17 protein-coding genes are annotated in these 18,245 nt (G+C 73.3%); 4 read left to right on the top strand and 13 right to left on the bottom strand.

The features are described 5' to 3' along the window. Positions 1–10 precede the first annotated feature (10 nt). The 9 genes from NFS20_RS21235 to NFS20_RS21195 form a co-directional block, all read right to left on the bottom strand. On the bottom strand, positions 11–2,725 hold the full coding sequence (locus NFS20_RS21235) for a hypothetical protein (RefSeq protein ID WP_251153800.1): 2,715 nt from the start codon (positions 2,723–2,725) through the stop codon (positions 11–13). 73 nt (positions 2,726–2,798) lie between these two features. Next, entirely contained in the window at positions 2,799–3,461 is a 663-nt protein-coding gene (locus tag NFS20_RS21230) for a hypothetical protein (RefSeq protein ID WP_251153799.1), read from the bottom strand. A gap of 15 nt (positions 3,462–3,476) precedes the next feature. Beyond that, on the bottom strand, positions 3,477–6,536 hold the full coding sequence (locus tag NFS20_RS21225) for a hypothetical protein (RefSeq protein WP_251153798.1): 3,060 nt from the start codon (positions 6,534–6,536) through the stop codon (positions 3,477–3,479). Next, positions 6,533–6,994, bottom strand: coding sequence for a hypothetical protein (locus NFS20_RS21220; RefSeq protein WP_251153797.1), 462 nt, complete (start codon positions 6,992–6,994; stop codon positions 6,533–6,535). The genes NFS20_RS21225 and NFS20_RS21220 overlap by 4 nt, the downstream gene beginning before the upstream one ends. A gap of 86 nt (positions 6,995–7,080) precedes the next feature. Further along, positions 7,081–7,383: a hypothetical protein gene (locus NFS20_RS21215; RefSeq protein ID WP_251153796.1), complete on the bottom strand. Its 303-nt coding sequence runs from the start codon at positions 7,381–7,383 to the stop codon at positions 7,081–7,083. Between the two features lie 107 nt (positions 7,384–7,490). After that, a complete protein-coding gene (locus NFS20_RS21210) occupies positions 7,491–8,564 on the bottom strand; it encodes a hypothetical protein (protein ID WP_251153795.1) in 1,074 nt (357 codons plus the stop codon). Positions 8,565–8,596: 32 nt separating this feature from the next. Continuing rightward, positions 8,597–8,992: a hypothetical protein gene (locus NFS20_RS21205; RefSeq protein WP_251153794.1), complete on the bottom strand. Its 396-nt coding sequence runs from the start codon at positions 8,990–8,992 to the stop codon at positions 8,597–8,599. Then, positions 8,989–9,774 carry an HNH endonuclease family protein gene (locus NFS20_RS21200; protein WP_251153793.1) on the bottom strand — a complete coding sequence of 262 codons (786 nt, stop codon included), beginning with the start codon at positions 9,772–9,774 and terminating at the stop codon, positions 8,989–8,991. Before NFS20_RS21200 ends, NFS20_RS21205 begins: the two co-directional genes overlap by 4 nt. Positions 9,775–9,820: 46 nt before the next feature. Then, complete coding sequence (locus tag NFS20_RS21195) at positions 9,821–10,282, bottom strand: hypothetical protein (RefSeq protein WP_251153792.1); 462 nt, start codon at positions 10,280–10,282, stop codon at positions 9,821–9,823. 84 nt (positions 10,283–10,366) lie between these two features. Here NFS20_RS21195 and NFS20_RS21190 point away from each other — a divergent pair, with 84 nt between their 5' ends. The 4 genes from NFS20_RS21190 to NFS20_RS21175 all read left to right on the top strand — a co-directional run bounded on the left by NFS20_RS21190 (position 10,367) and on the right by NFS20_RS21175 (position 14,543). Continuing rightward, entirely contained in the window at positions 10,367–10,774 is a 408-nt protein-coding gene (locus tag NFS20_RS21190; protein ID WP_251153791.1) for a hypothetical protein, read from the top strand. Continuing rightward, positions 10,771–11,166, top strand: a complete 396-nt coding sequence (locus NFS20_RS22335) for a WhiB family transcriptional regulator (RefSeq protein ID WP_353050494.1) — start codon at positions 10,771–10,773, stop codon at positions 11,164–11,166. Before NFS20_RS21190 ends, NFS20_RS22335 begins: the two co-directional genes overlap by 4 nt. Next, positions 11,163–13,532: an ATP-dependent DNA helicase gene (locus NFS20_RS21180; RefSeq protein ID WP_251153790.1), complete on the top strand. Its 2,370-nt coding sequence runs from the start codon at positions 11,163–11,165 to the stop codon at positions 13,530–13,532. Before NFS20_RS22335 ends, NFS20_RS21180 begins: the two co-directional genes overlap by 4 nt. Positions 13,533–13,613: 81 nt before the next feature. Beyond that, positions 13,614–14,543, top strand: a complete 930-nt coding sequence (locus NFS20_RS21175) for a hypothetical protein (protein ID WP_251153789.1) — start codon at positions 13,614–13,616, stop codon at positions 14,541–14,543. Positions 14,544–14,607: 64 nt separating this feature from the next. Here the strand turns inward: NFS20_RS21175 and NFS20_RS21170 are convergent, their stop codons facing one another. From NFS20_RS21170 to NFS20_RS21155, 4 genes are read right to left on the bottom strand one after another with little or no spacing between them, the layout of a single operon-like run. Further along, positions 14,608–14,871, bottom strand: a complete 264-nt coding sequence (locus tag NFS20_RS21170; protein WP_251153788.1) for a hypothetical protein — start codon at positions 14,869–14,871, stop codon at positions 14,608–14,610. Continuing rightward, positions 14,868–16,304 (bottom strand): site-specific DNA-methyltransferase, encoded by a 1,437-nt coding sequence (locus tag NFS20_RS21165; protein ID WP_251153787.1) that lies wholly within the window; start codon positions 16,302–16,304, stop codon positions 14,868–14,870. The genes NFS20_RS21170 and NFS20_RS21165 overlap by 4 nt, the downstream gene beginning before the upstream one ends. 37 nt (positions 16,305–16,341) lie before the next feature. After that, complete coding sequence (locus NFS20_RS21160; RefSeq protein ID WP_251153786.1) at positions 16,342–17,073, bottom strand: helicase associated domain-containing protein; 732 nt, start codon at positions 17,071–17,073, stop codon at positions 16,342–16,344. A 34-nt stretch (positions 17,074–17,107) separates the two neighbouring features. Then, entirely contained in the window at positions 17,108–18,241 is a 1,134-nt protein-coding gene (locus NFS20_RS21155; protein ID WP_251153785.1) for a hypothetical protein, read from the bottom strand. Between the last annotated feature and the right edge of the window lie 4 nt (positions 18,242–18,245).

Raw genomic sequence — 18,245 nt, 5'->3', positions numbered from 1 at the left:
GGCCGAGAGGTCAGACGGCACCGCCTGCGCCCAGGCTCCAGATGACCGACAGCTTGTACGTGCCGTTGACCTGGCCGGTGATGTTGTTGACGAGGTCGTGGTCGCGGTACATCACGCACTGCAGCGTCATGTCGCTCGCCTGGCCACCGAGGTAGGTGCCGTAGTCCGCGTTGAACGAGCCCGAGGCCGGGCTTGAGATGGTGAAGCCCGGGTAGGTGGCGCCGCTGGAGGCAGAGCGCAGCAGGTCCTTGACCTTGCCGTGCGCGACGTAGTTGGCGCAGACCGCCGACGGGGCGCCGCCGGACGCGCCCGCGTTGATCCACGGGCGCTGCTCGACGGTGACGCCGCACGAGTTCGACGAGCTCGCCGAGACCGAGTTGAAGCCGTCGGAGTTCGTGTTGGTCGCCGTCGTCGACGCCGAGTAGTAGCCCGGGCTGGAGGCGTTGGCGCTCGAGCGCGACAGGGCGCCGTTCGAGGCGAACCGCACCGTCGTCGGGGCGTACTGGGCGTCACGTGTGGCCGAGCACGACGGGCGCGCCGGCGTGGCCACGGTCAGGCGCTGGGTGGAGATCGCGCGCTGGGCGGCGACGTTGTTGACGCCGTCGCTGTTGCGGGCGGTGACGGTGAAACCGGTCGCGTGGCGCAGCGGGTCCCACCGGCCGCTGGTGCCGTTGACGGTCGCCACGCCCTCGAGCGTGATGTTGCGGCTGGTGCCGTTGGTGACCGCGGCGGAGGCGTTGACCGTGCGGGTCGTCGAGCTCACGCCGCTGATCGACACGGCGAGCACGGGCGTGGTGGTTGCGCACGCGCGGGTGTTCGACCAGCCGCCGTTGGCCTTGGAGCCGTTGGCGTTGCGGGTCGTGAAGGTCTGCCCCGTGGAGTGGCGCAGGTGGTCGATGCCCCAGGAGGTCTTGTTCGCCTTGCCGGTGCCGGCGACGCCGACCCCCGCTGCGGGCACGCCGCCGACGACCTCGGTGTTGGTGTACGTCGAGGCGATCGCCGGCCGGGTGACGTTCACCGTCGCGGCACGGGTCGAGTTCGCCACGGCGGTGCACGACGGCGTCGGCGGGCGCTGCAGCGAGGACCCCTGCGAGGACCACGCCGAGCATCCGACCGCATTGCACGTGCGGACCTGGTAGTAGCGGTACTGCCCGGCGATGGACGCCTCGGAGTAGCCCGCGGTCGCCGTGCGCGAGACAGCTGCGCCGACCTGCTCAGAGGCCCCGGCCCACAGGTTCGCCCACGCGGCCGACGTCGTCGCGCGCTGCTGGGTCTCCCAGCCGCGGTCACGGTGCACGCCGCCCTTGGTCGTCGGGCCCGAGCCGGTCCACCCGGCTGGGGTCCAGGTGACGGTGTTCTGCCAGGACGCCGAGGTCGTCTCCGTGGACGCGATGCGCGGGGTCGCGGCCGCGGTGAACGCGCCGGCGGCGGCGTTGGCGGCCGAGACCAGGCGCGTGGTGCGCAGGCCGGGCTCGCCGAGCTCGGCGGTCGGTGCGGTGCCCACCGGGACGACGTTGCGCTGGGCGCTGCCCGAGCTCGCGCCGGCGGGGTCGGTGGCGGCGCGCTCCCAGCGGTTGATCGCCACGACGCGGTAGTCGTGGGAGTGCCCGACGCCGGTCTGGTCCGACCAGGCGACGCTCGACGCCGAGACGGTGGCCGCACCCTGGATCTGGGCCCAGTTCCGGTACAGGGTCCCGTCGCGGTAGATGTCGAAGGCGTCGGCGCCGTCGGTGCGGTTCCAGGACAGGGCGACGAACGCCTGACGGCCTGTGGCGGTCAGGGTCGGGGCAGCCGGGCGCAGGCCGGTGCTCACCTGGTTCGACGTCGGGCCCTGGCGTCCGTCGCCCAGGGTCGCCTGCACCGTGTACTGCGCGGTGTACCCGGCCGGCAGCGTCGTGTCCGTCCACGTCAGCATGCCCGCGCCCAGGTGCATCACCGCGGTCCACGTCGTCGCGGTGCCCGACCCCGTGCCCTCGGGGTTGGCGATGCGGAACACGGTCCAGGACTCGGTGAGCTCCGGGGAGGTGTCCGTCCACTCCAGCACCGGCTTGTCGACGCCGACGCGCGCGGTGGTGACCTGCAGCACCGGGCGGGTGGCGTCCTGCACCTGGCCCGAGCCGTCCGACGAGGCGCCGCGCCCTGTGAACGCGGCGCCGGAGGTGATCTCGACCTCGCGGGCGTCGGGGTAGGACGGCAGCGCCGACAGGTCCCAGGTGACGCGGGTCACGTCGTTCAGGGACACCGGCGAGGGCATCTCGTTCGTCTGCGAAAGCGCCGAGAAAAAATGGAACGGGGCGTCGGCGGTGAACTCGTCCTGCACGACCTCCATCCGGGCGGTCTCGGACCCTCCGGTGCACCGCTCGGTGGAGAACGTGTCCGTGGTGACGACCAGGTCGCCGTCCTCGATCGTCCACGCCCGCTGCGTGCAGACCGAGTCCCGCGTCACCTGCACGGTCAGGGCGTCCGGCTCGGCGACGACGATCTTGCGGCCGTCGTTCACGTCGCGCAGCAGCAGGCCGGAGGCGTCCTCCAGCTGGGACAGCGTCGTGGTCGTGGCCATCGACTTGGTGACCAGCAGGCCGGTGGAGACCAGCACGCTCAGCGCGATGGTCGCGGTGACGGCGGCGATCACCATCGCGATGAGCAGGTCCGCCAGCTGGAAGCCGGACTGCTCGCGCCACCGGGCGCGCAGGCTCGTGCGCGGTGCCTTGCCGGTCGTGTCCACGTCTGGCCTCTCCTCGGACTGCTCGTCGGCGTATCAACATGCGCCGAAACTGCTCGCGGGCGACCCGCCGCGGTCAGGTCCCCGGCTGGTCGTCGCCGCGCATCAGGTCGATGAGCTCCTCGAGCTTGTCGGCCGCGACGGCGCCGTACTCGGCGCGCTGGTCGGACCAGGTCTGCTCGGGCAGGTCGAGCGTGGGGTACATGTCCAGCAGCGACCCGATGGTCGGGTTGCCCAGGATCGACAGGTCCATCGGCAGCGACCTGACCTCCTCGGTGATGCCGGGCTTGGCGTCCTCCAGCGTCTGGGCCTGGCGCACCAGCATCGACGCGCGCGCGAGCGGGCGGGCCAGCACCTGCGAGATCGCCGCGGGGTGCTGGCGCGTCATCTCGACCTCGAGCTCGTTGACCCGCGTGAACCAGGCGTCCCACTCGCGCGAGACCTGGCCGTGGCTGAACTTCTCCGGCTCGGGGATCTGCGCGATCTCGTCCGCGCGCGCCTGGTACTGCGCGGCGTGGTACTCCGCGCGCAGCTGGTGCAGCACCTGGTCGGGCACCGGGACCCGCATCCAGAAGTCGACGAGCTGCTCGGCGTCACGCGCGATTGGCGGGAACTCGAACGTGCCGTCGGCGTTGTAGTCGCGGGCCGGCAGCTGCAGGCTGACCGGCGACTCGCTGCGCTCGGCGTGCGAGTACCGCCCGTCGTTCGTGCGGGGCTGGGTCTGCGGCAGGGTATACATCCGGTGCTCTCCTCGTTACCACTGCGCGGAGCGCTTGGCTCCGGCGACCTGACGGACCACGGGTGCGCGGCGCTGGGCGACCGGCTGGCGGCGGCTGGCGCTGGCGGCCACCGCCGTGCGCCGCACCGGGCGACGGTCCGGGCGAGCGGCGCCCGGCGCCGGGGCGGGCGTGCCCTGGACGGCGGCCGTGGACGCACCGGCACGCTCCGGGGCCGGACCGGCCGGCGAGCCGCCGGAGGCCGGGCCGGGCCCGATCCCGGGGACGACCGAGCCCTGGTTGCCGGCGGCCGGGCCACCGGTGCTGCCCTGGGCGCGCTCCTGGCGGCGTGCGGCCTCCTCGGCCTTGGACGCCTCGAGGGCGGCCGCCTTGCGCTCGGCGTGGTTGTTCACCGCGCGCCGGCGAGCCTGCTCGGAGAGCTTGGTCTGCTTGTACGCCCCGTAGGCCACCGCGGCGGGCAGGGCCATGCCGCCGGTGGCGACCGTCAGCGCGGCGACCTTCGCGGTGGTGGCCGCGGACTTGCCGGTCAGGCGCATCGCCGTGCGCAGCGGTGCCTTGTCGAACTCAGCCCGGGTCTCGGCCATCCGCTGCCGGACGCCCTCGTACGCCGCGCCGGCCGCGCCGCCGTTGAACCCGCGCCGCTCGATCGCCGTCGCCCGGCGCTCCTTGGCGGAGTTGCGCAGCGCGTGCTCCTTCTCGGCCAGCGCTGCCTTGCTGCGGTTGATCCCGTTCTCCAGGCCGGTGATGCCCGCCGCACGGCGCGCCTCGGTGGCCTCGCGGCCAGCCACGCGGCGCTCGGCCGTCGCGCGGGTGCGCTCGGCGAGCGACGCCTGCGCGGCGCCGCCCTCGCCCGCACCGGTGGCGCCCAGGCGCTCGGCGTGACGGCTCGCGGTACCGCCGCGGGCCATGCGCCCGGACCGGCCGGGACCGCTGGCACCTCCGGCCAGTGCGGTGCCCGCAGCGCCGCCCGCGACACCACCGGCAGCGGCAGCAGCCATCGCCGGGACCTCGCCGCTGGAGCGGCCCGCACGCGACGGGCGCCCTGCACGGCCCGGACCGGTCGCCATGCCCGGACGCATCCGGTTGCCGACCGCAGCGGCGGCCGACCGGCCAGCCGAACGGACCATGTGCCCGCCGCGGCGCTGCATCATCTCCGCCGCACCGGCACCGACCGCGCCACCGACCGCGCCGCCCGCGGCGGCCTTGCCCCAGGCGTTCGCGCCGGTGATCGACAGCGGGCTGGGCATCTTGAGCACGTTCTTGAACACCCAGTGCAGGGCGACCAGGGAGACCAGCGGGGCGACGCCGGTGATGATCATCGTGGTGACCGACCCGCCGCCGAACGCCGTCGAGGCACCGGAGATCACCAGGCCGGTCAGGGTGGTGACCAGGGCCAGCACGAGCCCGAACCCGAACACCACGAACGCGATGCCGACGTAGGTCTTGGCGAGCTTGCCTGTCGCGGACGGGCCGTCGCTGGGCAGCAGGTCTCGCAGCAGCGTGAAGATGACCGAGAAGGTCATCACGACCATCATCAGCTTGAAGAACAGGATGGCCAGGGACAGCACCCCGAACACCAGCAGCATGATGAACGCGGACAGCAGGTAGGCCAGCACCATGACCTGGTTGCCGCCGGCCGAGGAGCCCGCGCCGTGCAGCGAGAGCACGTAGTTGCGCACCTCGGGTGCGGCGTTCGTGCGGTTGACCGTCTCGGACGGCTTGCCGCTCCAGTCGAAGTTGGAGTCGCCGGAGATGATGCCGTCGGTCTTGTCGCCGTCGCCGGTGAAGTAGTCGTCGCTCCACCACCGCGAGCACTCGTCGGCGGTCGGGGCCTTGTCGGGCAGGCCCGACCAGTCGGAGTTGACGGTCCAGGCGCCGTTGGCGTCCAGGCGGCACGCGGCCCACGCGATGAGGTTGCGGTCCTCGGCGTCGTTGTCGCCGCTGGTGCCCCACGGGGCGGCGTCGGAGTTCAGCTCGGGGATGGTGCCCGACGCCTGGGTGAAGGTGTGCTGGATCGCCGGGGAGATGCCGGCGCGGTGCTCGAGCAGGCGGCAGTACATCCAGTCGGCGTACTCGTTGTCGCCGCCGAACTGGGCGACCTTCCACGCCTGCAGGCCGGTCTGCTCCCACATGCGCGACAGCGTCATCGGGATGGCCGACTGCATGGTCTTGCCCAGCTGGGACTCGCCGCCGGCCGAGTCGATGTACGACTGGTTGAGCTTGGTGACGTACGCCGAGCACGACAGCGGCCCGCTGGCTCCGGTCTCGGCGGCCGACGGCACGGCGTTGACGTCGGCGCTCAGGGCCGCGGCCGGGGCGGAGGCGAGCGAGGAGATCACGCCGTTGGCGGTCTGGGCGAGCCAGCCCGGGGACAGGCGCCCTGCGGTGTACGTGCCGTTGTCGCTGATGGTCGAGGCGGACGCGCCGAACACCATCGCGGCCATGACGCTCAGGGTCAGGACCACGCGCCCGAGGTAGGCCATCGGGTTGGCCCGTCCGCGCATGCCGCGCCAGGCGACGACGATGATGCCGATGACGACGATAGCCACGACGATCGGGCTGGTGATCAGCGTCTTTCCGACGCCGGAGACGATGGAGTCCACGGCGCCGCCGAGGTCGGACATGAAGTCCATGCGCACCGCGAGGGACACCACGGTGGTCGTCGCCGACCACAGGGTGTTCGCGATGGAGGTCAGCACCGGGAAGGAAGCGTCGCGCTGCAGCGTGGTCGACAGGTCGGCCACGATGTTCGTGATGCCGCCGATCTTGCGCGAGTGCAGGGTGGTGGCCGAGTCGGCCCACCGCTCGGAGGGCAGGTAGATCTGGTTCGCCGTGCGGCCGCCGAAGCAGCCGGCGTCCTTGCGCTCGTCGTACGGGAACATGGTGTTGCGGCACCACTCGGCCGACGGCGCGGCGGGCATCAGCGCGGGCAGGGCGGCCGGGGCGGGCGCGGTGGCCACCTGCACGACGGCGGGGGTCGCGGGCGCGGCGAGCGTGGCGCTGGCAGCCGGAGCCGTGACGGTCAGCGCGGCGCCTGCGATCAGCAGCGCTCCGAGGGTGCGACGCAGCCAGTTCACCAGCTGCCCTCCGTCTCAGGGTTGGCGGGCTCGGCGATGCCGGCCGGCAGGGTGGTGGGCTCGCTGGGCTCGACGGTCATCTCCGGGTTGGGGACCGTGGCGCGCATCAGGCAGTAGACCTGGGTGAACGTCGGGTCGACCTGCTCCCCGCAGACGAAGAACAGCCCGGCGTCCGAACGCATCCGGTCACGGCGGGCCGAGACCCACAGGCGGTCGGGCTCAGCCTTGGACCGCATCGTCAGGGCGAAGTAGGTGCCGGCCGCGGCGGCGAAGCCAGGCAGCACGGCGATGGTGCTCAGGACCGGCCACAGGATGCCGGTGGCCATGATCATGACGAACAGCGCGACCAGCAGCACGATCCACGTGCGGCGCTTGGCCTCGAACCCCTGCACGACGGCGATCCGGTTCGCCTGGGCAGGCTTGCCGGTCATGTGCGTCAGCGAGTAGGTCGCCATCATGGGCGCAGGGGGCCTTCCTGGGGTGGTGCGGGGACGCGGAGCAGCTCCCCGCCCCCGCGCGGGTGATCACGGGGGCGGAGAGCTGGTCAGCCGGCGAGGGTCTTGGCGAACCCCGCGAGGATGTTCACGACCAGGTCCACGATCGTCAGCACGATCGGGATCAGGACGTTCGGGGCCGAGGCGAGCGCGCCGATGATCAGCGCCCACCACAGGCCCTTGGTGTTGCCGCCCCCGCCCTTGCGCTTCTGCCAGGCGAACCCGATCAGAGCGGCGAGGAACACGAGGACGCCGATCACCGTGATGATGGTCATCAGCTTGGAGAACTCGCCGCGGTTGATGGCACCCCAGAAGGTGGTCCACGCTGCGGTGAAGTCGACGCTGTTGTTCACTGTCGTCTCCTGGTCTGGGCTGGGGGGCCCGGGGGTTGTGGGACGGGGTGAGCCGTGTCGGGCTCACCCCGTCCCGTGGTCGATCCTGTAGATGTGCGGGGCGGTTCTCAGGCCGCGGCGGCGGGCTTGCCGGCGGCCCGGCAGGCCGCCTCCCACAGGTCCTCGGCGTAGGCGCGGTGGCGGCCGAGCAGCTCGGTGACCTCGTCGCGCTCGGTCATCGAGATGCGACCGAACGGGGCGAACAGCGCCTTGACCGCGGGGGTCTCCTCGCCGTGGTCCCACGCCCGGCACGCGGCGAGCACGCCGCCACCGGAGGCCATCTCCGTCGAGGCGTCGCGACGGGCCTTGGCGGTCATCGAGCCGTGGGCGACCGGCGGGACGCCGGAGGTCTCGGCGAACGCGTCCCACAGGCGGTCCTTGGCGGCGGCCTTCTTCTTGGCCTCCTGCACGACCGCGGCGTTGCCGTCCTCGTCGCGCCGGTAGTGCTGCCCCTCGGCGGAAGCGAGGACCTGGCCGGCGATCGACGCGGGGTCGATGACGTCGGCCTCGTCGTGGGCGTGGCGGATGTCCTCGGCGATGTCGTCGCCGAAGGTCTTGTCGCCGTTCTCGCCGGTGGGGGCGTCCAGGGACAGCACGCGCATCTCGGCGAGCTCGACGAACTTGGCCGACGGCTTGTGCCGCTGGTCCTCCCAGGTGTCGCGGATCTCGGCGGCGATCGCGCGCCGCTCGGCCGAGGACGTCTTGCGCCCGGTGGCCTCCTCGAGCTCCTTGATCTTCTTGTCGTAGATCGCCTTGGCCTTGCGGTCCTCCACGCGCAGGTTGCCGCGCAGCTGGATGGCGACGTGGCCGGAGGCGATCCGGTGCACGTAGGCCGGCGTGACGACCTGGTCGGGGTTCTTGCGCCGGGCCTCGAGGATCGTGACGACCGTGGACTGGGCGATGTCGGCCGGGTCGGAGAACCGCAGGCCGCGGGTGCGGGCGTGGTGGCGGGCGGCCATGAGGGCCTGCACCGCGAGCTGCTCCGGCGGCATGTCGACCATGTCCGGGTGGGCGCCCTCGGCGGTCTCCTGGGTCGGGTCGAGCAGGTCGACGTCGGCCTCGCCGCGGGCGTCCACGGCGAACTGACCGCCCGTGCGAACCCCAGCCGGGACCCGGCGTGCTGTGGCGATGTCTCGTGTCATGCCGAGTAGATGTGCGGGGGCGTTTCGGCTGGTCAGGACGCCTCCGTCGGGGTGGTCAGCAGGCTCAGCAGCGACACGGCCAGGTCGCGCTGACCTGCTGTTTCGCACCGACCCCACAGGGCGTCCCAGGGCTGCCAGTCCCCGCCGGTGGTGGCGGTGTCGGCTGCACAGATCAGCGCGGGCACCAGACGCCCGGCGGGGTGGCCGTCGAAGGTCAGGGCACCCCCGGTGACGCGCCAGGTGACCTGCTCGGCGCGGCACGGGGCGAACCGGCGCAGGCGGGCGGCGATGAGCACGCTGGCGGCGCGTGCAGCCTCTGCGAGCACCTCGGGCCCGTCGCGCGAGACGAGGGCGGCCGGGTCGAGCCCGTGCTGGGCGGCGAGCACCAGGCCCATCGCGTCGCGCTGGTCGGCGGTGGGGGCGCTCACGCGGCGCACCCGGTCAGGGTGGACACGGCGTAGTCCTTGTCGGCCTGGTACATGCCCAGCCCGTACTTCACGACGACGGACACGTACCGGGCGGCGTAGTCGCAGCGTCCCTGCTCGGCCAGCGCCGGGCCGCCGTCCTTGGCGGTCGCGTTCGCGAACTCCGCCAGGGTCTTGTCGGACTTCGCGCCGTTGGACGGGCCGTCGACGGCCAGCAGGTTCAGCGTGTCGTTGGAGAACGTCTCGCGCTGGTCGTCGGTCCAGGCGTTCGCGCCCGTGCGCCACGCGACGGCCCGCGGGACGACGTGGTCGATCTGCACGGCCGCGGACGTGGCCTGCCCGCGCGTGAAGTCGACGGTGAAGCCCCGGTAGGGGTCGACCAGGGTGCCGGTGGCGACCTGGCAGCGCGAGCCGTCGGAGTACGTGACGTCGGTCAGGTCGCGGTCGAGCACCTGGTCGCGGATCGTGCAGCCGCCGCCGATGGACGCCCACCCGTCGCCGAACGCGTCGACGTCGTAGTTGCCGGCGGGCTCGAGCACGACGGGCACGGAGGCGGCCTGGTTGGCCAGTGCCGCCATGTCCGCGCCCTGCAGATCCAGGCCGGGGCCGGGCTTGCCGGCGGCCTGGGAGTACCCGGTCGGGCGGTGGTTCCACGCGTCGGAGACCCAGTCGATGACCTTCTGCGGGGCTCCGCCGAACAGCCAGCCGTTGCCGGACCACACGAGGATCCCTGCCATCGCGGCGAAGAACAGGGAGCCGACGACGATTCGCTTACCGATGCTCATGGCCAGTGGATGTGCGGCACGTGCCCGATCCGGTGGCGTGCGGTGCTCAGGCGTCCGGGTCCTTGTCCTTGCCCAGGGCGATCTGCGGGCGCGTGGAGGCGACCGAGGCCTTGGTGGTGGGGCCGGGGCACTGCAGCGTCAGGTTGCACTTCTTGGTCGTGCCGCCGGACTTGCCCCTCGGCGTCGAGGCCAGCGACCACGACCCGCAGCCGAGGCAGACCTGCAGGAACACCGCGGGCGGGTCGTTGTCCTTGTCGACCGGCTGGTACAGCTGGTGCAGCACCTCGTCGTGCTCGGCCAGGGCCGCGGCCTGGTCGGGCTCGAGCATGACGTGGGCGGGCACGGCGGACAGGTCGCGGCCGAGCTCGTGCCACCGGTGGACCCGGGCCAGCTGCAGCAGGCGCGAGGCGATGGATGCGGCCGCGAGCAGACGACCGGCCGGGGTCGCCGCAGCCTGCTCGTCGAGCACGGGCTTGGGGACCAGGTGGTATCGCTTCGGAGGTGCCATGCCCTGTGGATGTGCGGCACACCCGCGAGCCGCGGAATCTGGCCGATCCTGGTCGATGCGCGACGTGCCGCACATCCACTGGGCGTGAACCCCGTACGAGACCACCTGCTCCCCCGCCTTGACCGGGCCGGGGAGCTCATGACGTCCGCCCGACCCTGGGCCGTGAGCTTCCTCGGCGCCCTGGTGTCGGTGTGCCTTCCTGTCGGCCTGTACCAGGCCGGCGGCGACCCGCTGCTGGTGCAGGTGGGCCTGCTGGTGCCCGCCGTGGTGACCCTGGTGCTGCTGCGCCAGGGCCGCACCTGGTACCGCTGGTTCGCGGTGATCGCGCTCGCCCAGGTCGTGTACTCCGAGATGCTCACGCTGGTGCTGCTGGTCTCGTTCACCTGGGCCATCCACCGGGCGTGGTTCGTCGAGGAGCGCACCTGGCGCTTCGCCCGGCCCAAGAACCTCGCCCGCCGCACATCTCCTCGGCGAGGAGGTGTCGCCAAGTGAGCGCAGAGGCCGTGTTCATGGGCCTGCCGTCGATGTTCGTGCCCGAGGGGCAGGAGTCGTGGCAGGACGAGGCGCTGTGCGCCCAGACCGACCCGGAGCTGTTCTTCCCGCAGAAGGGTGGTTCGACGGCCGAGGCCAAGAAGGTCTGCCGCCAGTGCCCGGTGGTCGATGAGTGCCTGGAGTGGGCGATCGACGCCGGCGAGGAGCACGGCGTGTGGGGCGGGATGTCCGAGCGTGAGCGCTCCGCCTACGCCCGCTCGCGCCGGCGCAAGGCGAAGATCAGCTTCGGCGCGCCGACGGACGCCGAGATCAACCGTCAGCGCGGGCAGTACGCCCCCGCACCGGTCGCCGACACGCTCGACGCACCGGCCGCCGACCAGGACGAGGAGTGAGCGCCGCGCCGGAGCAGGACGCGCCCTCGGTCAACGTCGTCGACGTGCTGACCGACGCGGTCCGCCGCTCCACCGGCATCCCCGACGCCTACCCGCGCCCGGGCCAGGGCCCGCTCGCCGAGCTCGTGTGGGGAGCACTGACCAGCGACGGGGGCCAGGTCGCCGCGACAGCTAAGACAGGTCTCGGCAAGTCGTTCGGCTACGGCGTTCCCGCGGGCCTGCTCGCGGCGACGACCGGGCGCCGGTCGGTCATCTCGACCGAGTCCCTGGCGCTGCAGGCCCAGATCATCGACAAGGACGCCCCCGTGATCGTCGAGGCCGTCAAGGCCGCGACCGGCGTCGAGGTGAAGTTCGAGGTCCTCAAGGGCTGGTCGAACTGGTCCTGCCTCAAGTCCGCGCTCGGCACCGCCCACCACCTGCTCGGCGAGCAGGTCGACACCGGCGAGTGGGTGCCGACCGACAACGACCTGGACGACCTGTGCGACCGGCTCTCGGGCGGGCTCGGCGACCAGACCGTGGTCCGGCTCGACGGCGGCGCCACGGCCCCGCGCGGGGACCTGATCGCCCTGACGCACTGGGTGCTGCGCCAGCACAAGACGTTCGCCGACGCGCCAGGCGACCGGCACTCCTACCCGGGCAACGCCACCGACGCGACGTGGTCGCAGGTGTCGGTCACCCCGAGCGAGTGCGTCGGGGTCAAGACCTGCCCGCTGGCGAAGCTGTGCAAGCCCGCCGCGGCCAAGGACCGCGCGGCGCAGGCCGACGTGCTGGTGACCAACCACTCGCTGCTGGCCGTGCAGGCCGCCAAGCGCGTCTCGGTGGTCGTCGGCTCCCAGGCGCTGGGCCGCTTCGACGCGGTCATCGTCGACGAGGCGCACGGCCTGCCGGGCAAGGTCCGCGACCAGGGCGCCGGTGAGGTGTCCTCGCGCCGCATCATGTCCGCGGTGCGCGCCGCGCGCGGCATCATGGACGGCGCCGACACGGCGGTCGCCTCGATCCTGGCCGGCGGCGAGCAGCTGGCCGCGATGGTCCAGTCCGAGCTCGAGGGCGTGCGCGCCCGCGGCAAGGGCGACGGCGAGGTCACGCGCCTGCCCCAGGACGTGAACCCGCTGTCCGAGACCGGCCCGATGATCGAGGACTGGGTCTCCAACCTGCAGCTCATGCTGAACCGGGCCGTGCGGAGCGCCGGCAACCGCGACGCGGTGCGGGTGCGGCGGATCAAGTCCCGCCTGGACGGGCTCAAGGCCGACGCGGCCGACGTCGCCGAGCACCACTCGGGCGTGGCCCGCTGGGTGCAGCAGAACACCAACGGCGAGCACACCTACCTGTCGGCGAACCTGTCGCCGGTGGACGTGTCCGGCGCGCTGCAGGCGAACCTGTGGACCCAGGCCGACCCGGACGCCGAGCCGGGCAGCACCCCGGCCCCGGACGCCGGGCACATCCCCGACCCGGGCTCGGCCGAGGAGGCCGAGATCGCCGCAGCCGCCGCGGACCCGGCCGCCGAGACGCCGATCCCGGAGAAGGCCGCGCGGATCCCGCTGTCGGTCGTGGCGGTCTCGGCGACCCTGCCGATGGGCTTCCCCCGCCAGGTGGGGCTCACGGCCGAGCAGATCGACTACCCCTCGCCGTTCGCCGAGGCCAACGCCGAGTCGATGCTGTACGTGCCGACCGGGGCCGGCGCGGCGGACGTGGAGGCGCTGTCCGCGCTCGGCAACTTCCGCAAGCCGCGCTTCGACACGGCCCGGCACCTGCCGTGGGCGCTGGCGAAGATGATCGAGCTCGTGAACGCCTCGGGCGGTTCGGCGCTGATCCTGGCGGCGACGTCCAGCGCCGGGAAGAAGTACGCGGCGGCGCTGACCGAGGCGTCCCAGGGCTGGGCGGTGCACTCGCAGTGGGACGGCCCGCCGGTGCGCTCGATCGTGGGCGCGTGGAAAGCGGACACGTCCTCGGTCCTGGTGGGCACCCGCTCGCTGATGACCGGCGTGGACGCCCCCGGGGACACCAACCAGCTGGTGATCGTCGACCGGGTGCCGCGCGCTGCGGCGAACCCGGTGGACGACGCCCGGGTGGAGGACCTGATGGAGCGCCTGGGCATGGACGAGTGGGCCGCGCGCAACCAGGTCTACGCCGTCGACGCCGCGCTGCTGCTGGAGCAGGCGGCCGGGCGGATGATTCGCTCCGGATCGGACCGTGGCCTGGTCGCGGTGCTCGACCCGCGGCTACTCAAGGGGTCGCCGTTCTCGTACAACGAGGCGACGCGGCGCATCTACATGAGCGCGCTGTCGCACTTCGGGCGCAAGACGATGGACCTGGGGCAGGCGACCGGGTTCCTGCGCGAGCGGCGGGCGGTGGCTGCGGCGTTCTGAGGTGCGCCAGGGTGTCGCCCGCCGGCCGCGGGCTCGCCCCGGTACGTTGACGCCCACGACGACTCGACGAAGGGGCGGGCCATGACCGAGCAGCCCGAGGGCCGCAGCACCACAGCAAGCGACCCCGAGGCTGATGGTCCCCCGCCCCCGGCAGCCGAGCCGGCCGAAGGTCAGGGCGGCCCCGTAGGTGATCCCGAGGCGGACGACCCACCTGCACCGACCGTCGAGCCGGCCGAGGGCCAGGGCGCCAGCCCAGGCGAACCCGAGGTTCATGATCCCCTCCCCCCAGCAGCCGAGCCGGTCGTCACCGCTGGCAAGGAGGCCGCCCCTGCTCCGGTGCGCGGCGTGCGCCGCCTGTGGCGCCGGTACCGGGCCGCGTCGAGGGAGTGGCAGGTCGCGATCTTCGCGGCCTTCATCGCCGCAGTCATTGGGCTCGTAGGGGCAGCCGCGGAGTGGTACGGCGCCACGCGGGACAACCGCGTCGAGGTGGTCGTCCAGCCTGCCCCGGTGGCGGCCGACCCTGACGCCGCGGGCACGGACGCGTGCGGCAGCATCGCGACGCTCGACCAGGACGCGCAGGCACCGGCGTCCGGCGTCTACGTCCGGGTGCTCGGCGGGTGCTGGAGCCAGCTGCTCGGGTACGTGCCGCCGGGCAGCGAGCTGGAGTACGCGATCACGTACCGCAACACGAGCGACGAGCAGCATGACGACGTCGTGCTGCGCGCCGAGCTTCCCCAGGGCGTGCGCCTGGTCTCCGGGTCGACGACGTGGTTCAGCGCCTCGAAGCCCGACGGCGTGCCAGCCACCTCCGACGCGCTGGAGGGGGCCGGCGTCAACATCGGGTCGTACGGCCCGGGAGCGAACGCGTGGGCCACGTTCCGGGTGACGATCCCCGGCGCGAACGAGGTCGACTGCGGCGTCAGCGAGTACCGGGTGGTGGGCTTCGCGAACCCGTGGGGCGCCACCGAGACGTCCAACGCCGCGGTCCTCAGCGCCTACCGCAGCTGCTGACCGCCCGCCGGGCAGACGACCACGTCAGCGGCGGGCGCTGTCGGCCAGCGGGGCGTCGCCGCGCTCAGGCGATCAGGTCGGCCGGCCCGACGGTGACGCGGACCCGGTCAGGGTCGAACGCGACGAGCGCGGCCGCGGCGCCGGTGGTCGTGGTGGCCGAGGCGATCACCGTGGTGTCGCCCAGCGGGACCTCGAGGCCGACGTACGCGGCGAACCGGGCACGCCCGACCAGGCCGGGGTCGCCGGCGAACCCCTCGACGGGCGACCAGGTCGCCACGCGCTCGCCCATCTCGACCCGCACGGGCAGGCCCTCGACGCCGTGGCTCATGCGGCCGCCCTCCAGGTGGTGAACGCTCCGCCGCCGTCGTAGCGCAGGCGGGTGCGCGAGGTGCTCGCCAGGGTCTGCAGGTGCTCGACGACGGCGGTCACGGACGCGGCGTCGGCGCCGTCGAACGCGCCGGTGCGCGCGAGCTGGGCGACCCACTGGGCGGCCAGACGCGACTGGCGCACGGACATGCCCGGCGGCAGCGACTGCGCAGCCTGCTCGGTCACCTCCAGGGACGCCCCGCGCGGGTCGCGGCCCGCGATCACGGCCTGCAGCCGGCGCAGCGTGAACCCCTCGAGCACGGCCGCGGACGCCTCGACGGTCAGCCAGCTGCGCCCGAGCTTGTGCGCGACGGCGGCGGTGGTGCCGGAGCCGGCGAACGGGTCGACGACGAGGTCGCCGGGGTCGGTGGTGGCGCGGATGATCCGGGCCACGAGCTCCTCGGGCTTGGGGGTGTCGAACCCGTCGCCGCCGAACAGCGCCTTGGAGTGCTCGCGGGCGGCCTCGTTGGTCGCCATGCCGGTCGCCGCGGTGAACAGGGTCGTCCAGGTGCGCCCGCCGGAGCCGGTGATGGCGTTGGGGCGCAGCGGGGTGCGCGCGCAGCGGATCACGGTGCCGGCGTCCAGCTCGGCGTCCAGGCGCTCCTGGGACCAGCGGAACGGGCCGCGCATGCGGAACTCGGCGACGTTGCGCCCGCCGACGACCTCGATCCCGTCGAGCAGCTCGGTGGTGACGTTGTCGCTGGACATGTCGCCGGCGGGGATGAACCGGTCGGAGCCGAGCTCGACGGAGCCGGCGGGGAAGGTCAGCACGCCGATGGTGTTGCCGGTGTTGTGCAGCGGCACGCGCCGCGGCTCGACCTTCTCCCCGGTGCTGAACGCCGCGAGGCGCGAGCGGTCGGCGCCGTAGACGAGGATGTGGTCGGTGACCTGGGCGATCTGGGCGTGGGTGAACGACGGCTTGTGCTTGCGCTCCCACACGACGTCGGCGACGAAGTTGTCCTCGCCGAAGATCTCGTCGGCGAGCATCCGCACGCGTCCGACCTCGCGGTCGTCCAGGTGGATCCACACGGACCCGTCGGGGCGCAGCAGGGTGCGGGTGGCGGTCAGGACCTGGCGCATCATCGACAGCCACAGCGAGCGGGGCTCGCGGTCGCGGTAGGCGTTGAAGGTCCGGCCGGTGTTGTAGGGCGGGTCCATGTAGACCAGGCGGGCGGTGCCGGGCTCGAGGTCGGCCAGGTGCGCCAGGACGTCGTGGCCGACACCGTGCACGACGCGGCCGGTGGCCGGCCCGTCGCCGTGGCGGCCCGTCTCGGCGAGCGTCACGGGTGCGCTGGGCCCCCACTGCAGGCGACCGTCGGCCCAGGTGACCGGGTCGTCCTGGCCCGCCCAGGTGAGGCGGACGTCGTCGGAGGCTGCGGAGGTGGGGTGCTGCACGTACCCGTAGATGTGCGGGGCGCTGCGACCCGCGTGATCACGCGCCCCAGCGCCACCCCGGGACGAGGTCGTCCAGGCGCTCGGCGCGCTGGGGCGTCATGGCGGGAAGGCCGCGGCGCGCCTCGTAGCGGCGCTTGGTCAGCCACCGGTGCAGCGTCCTGGTGGCGACGTCGCCGCGCTCGCTCGGCCATCCGCGCTCGGCGACGTGGGCGGCGAGCTCGGCGACGCGGGTCTCCCACAGCCGCTCGCGGGAGTTGGGCCGGTTCCAGCCCGGGTAGACCTCGTCGAGCACCGCGGTGTGCTCCGGGCTCCAGCCGCGCACCCCGAGCCGGGCGTCGGAGCGGAAGAACGCCAGGTGCAGGGCCGCGAGGCGCTCGCGCTTGGTCGCGCCTGTCTGGGACGGGTCGTGGCCGATCTCGGCGGCGACGGCGGCGATCTCGGTGCCCCAGCGGCGCACGGTGTCCAGGCCGGTGACAGAGGCGCGCGAGCGCTGCTGCTCGGCGGCCGCGGCGGGGGCCTTGGCCCTGGCCTTCTGCGACCGGTCCCAGCCGGGCAGGGTCTCGTCAAGCGCGACGAGCACGCTGTGGTGGGCGCGCCCGGCGGCGCGGTTGATGCGCTGGCGAGCCAGGAAGTAGCCCAGCAGGCGCTCGTCGTCGGGCGCCGTGGTGTAGGAGGACGGCAGCTTGCCGGGGTTGGCCTTGACCCAGGCGGCGAGGTCCTCGACGCGGGCGAGCAGCTTGGTCTCGGTGGTGTTCTGGTTGGTCGCCATGCCGGTGCTATGTGCGGCACGTGAGACGTTTGAGTCACTTGGCGGTGCCGGGTGCGGTGACGTCCAGGAACAGCTCCCACAGGCAGTGCTCGACGTCGGACTCCTCCGCCCCCAGCGGGCGCCCGGGCCAGGCCACGACCTGCGCGACCAGATCGGGCCACATCGCGGCGAGCCGGTCCGCCTCGGCAGCCATCGCCAGGCGCGACACCTCGTCGGAGTTCGCGTCGTAGGACGACACGTGCTCGGCCACCCGCGACACGAACGACCCCAGCAAGGTGGCCGACAGCGTCGACCAGGCGGCGCTCGGTCCGACCCGGTCCTTGAGGGCCTTGCGCATCTGGCGCATCGCCACGCGTGACGGCTTGGGCGCCAGCGTCAGCTGCCCGAGCGCGATCACGTACGCCGTCGTGTCCGGGTAGTCGGCCAGCGCCGCCATCTCCTCCAGGGAGAAGTCGTCCCACAGCGACAGCACCCGCTCGTCCAGCGCGCCGGGCGTGCCGAACCCCGCGGTCAGGTCCAGCATCGCGCGCAGGGACCGGGCGGCCAGGGTCGTGTCGGCCCGCAGCGCCTCGCGGGCCCAGGCGCGGTCGGCCGGCACCGGCGGGACGCACACCCGCGGCAGGCGCAGCAGGCGCCGCATCGCGGTCGCGGCCAGCCACGGCCGGTCGGCCATGTGGCGCTTGCGTTCCCCGGCGTCCAGCGCGGCGACCGACGCCTCGATGAGGTGCTCGTGGTCGACCACGCCGACTCCGGCGTCCGCGGCCGGGAACGACTGGGCGGCCGCCTCGAGCTCAGGGTCGACCTCGGGGCCGAACGAGACCGGGGTGACCACCGTCCCGCGCGGGCGCACGGTGGGGTCGCGGCGGGCGAACGTCTGGGCGGTCTGGCGGATCCAGCCCGACAGCGACGAGCTGGCGGCGGTGCGCAGGTCGAAGAACGCGCGGTCCTCGGACAGCACCAGGTCCACCAGCGCGGCGCGCAGCGAGTCGGCCAGGTCCTCGCGCTCCTGCTCGTTGCGGGCGAACCCGGAGGCGACCTCGACCAGCACGGGGCTGGAGGAGACGACCACGGCGATGAGCCGGCGCGCATCGCGCTCGCTCGTGGCGCCGGCGACCGCCTCGGACGCAGCCTGACGAGCCTGCTCGTCGAGCTGCGTCCGAGACAGCACTGCG

Origin of the sequence: Cellulosimicrobium sp. Marseille-Q4280 (assembly GCF_943181405.1) — a bacterium.
Classification (GTDB): Bacteria; Actinomycetota; Actinomycetes; order Actinomycetales; family Cellulomonadaceae; genus Cellulosimicrobium.
The sequence above is the reverse complement of the archived record's forward strand: the minus strand, read 5'-3'. Positions and strand labels throughout refer to the sequence as shown.

What these genes read in the sequence shown, in the direction of transcription:
- NFS20_RS21230 (WP_251153799.1), bottom strand. Translation starts at nt 3,461, where the DNA reads ATGTATACCCTGCCGCAGACCCAGCCCCGCACGAACGACGGGCGGTAC.
- NFS20_RS21220 (WP_251153797.1), bottom strand. Translation starts at nt 6,994, where the DNA reads ATGATGGCGACCTACTCGCTGACGCACATGACCGGCAAGCCTGCCCAG.
- NFS20_RS21210 (WP_251153795.1), bottom strand. Translation starts at nt 8,564, where the DNA reads ATGACACGAGACATCGCCACAGCACGCCGGGTCCCGGCTGGGGTTCGC.
- NFS20_RS21200 (WP_251153793.1), bottom strand. Translation starts at nt 9,774, where the DNA reads ATGAGCATCGGTAAGCGAATCGTCGTCGGCTCCCTGTTCTTCGCCGCG.
- NFS20_RS21195 (WP_251153792.1), bottom strand. Translation starts at nt 10,282, where the DNA reads ATGGCACCTCCGAAGCGATACCACCTGGTCCCCAAGCCCGTGCTCGAC.
- NFS20_RS21175 (WP_251153789.1), top strand. Translation starts at nt 13,614, where the DNA reads ATGACCGAGCAGCCCGAGGGCCGCAGCACCACAGCAAGCGACCCCGAG.
- NFS20_RS21170 (WP_251153788.1), bottom strand. Translation starts at nt 14,871, where the DNA reads ATGAGCCACGGCGTCGAGGGCCTGCCCGTGCGGGTCGAGATGGGCGAG.
- NFS20_RS21160 (WP_251153786.1), bottom strand. Translation starts at nt 17,073, where the DNA reads ATGGCGACCAACCAGAACACCACCGAGACCAAGCTGCTCGCCCGCGTC.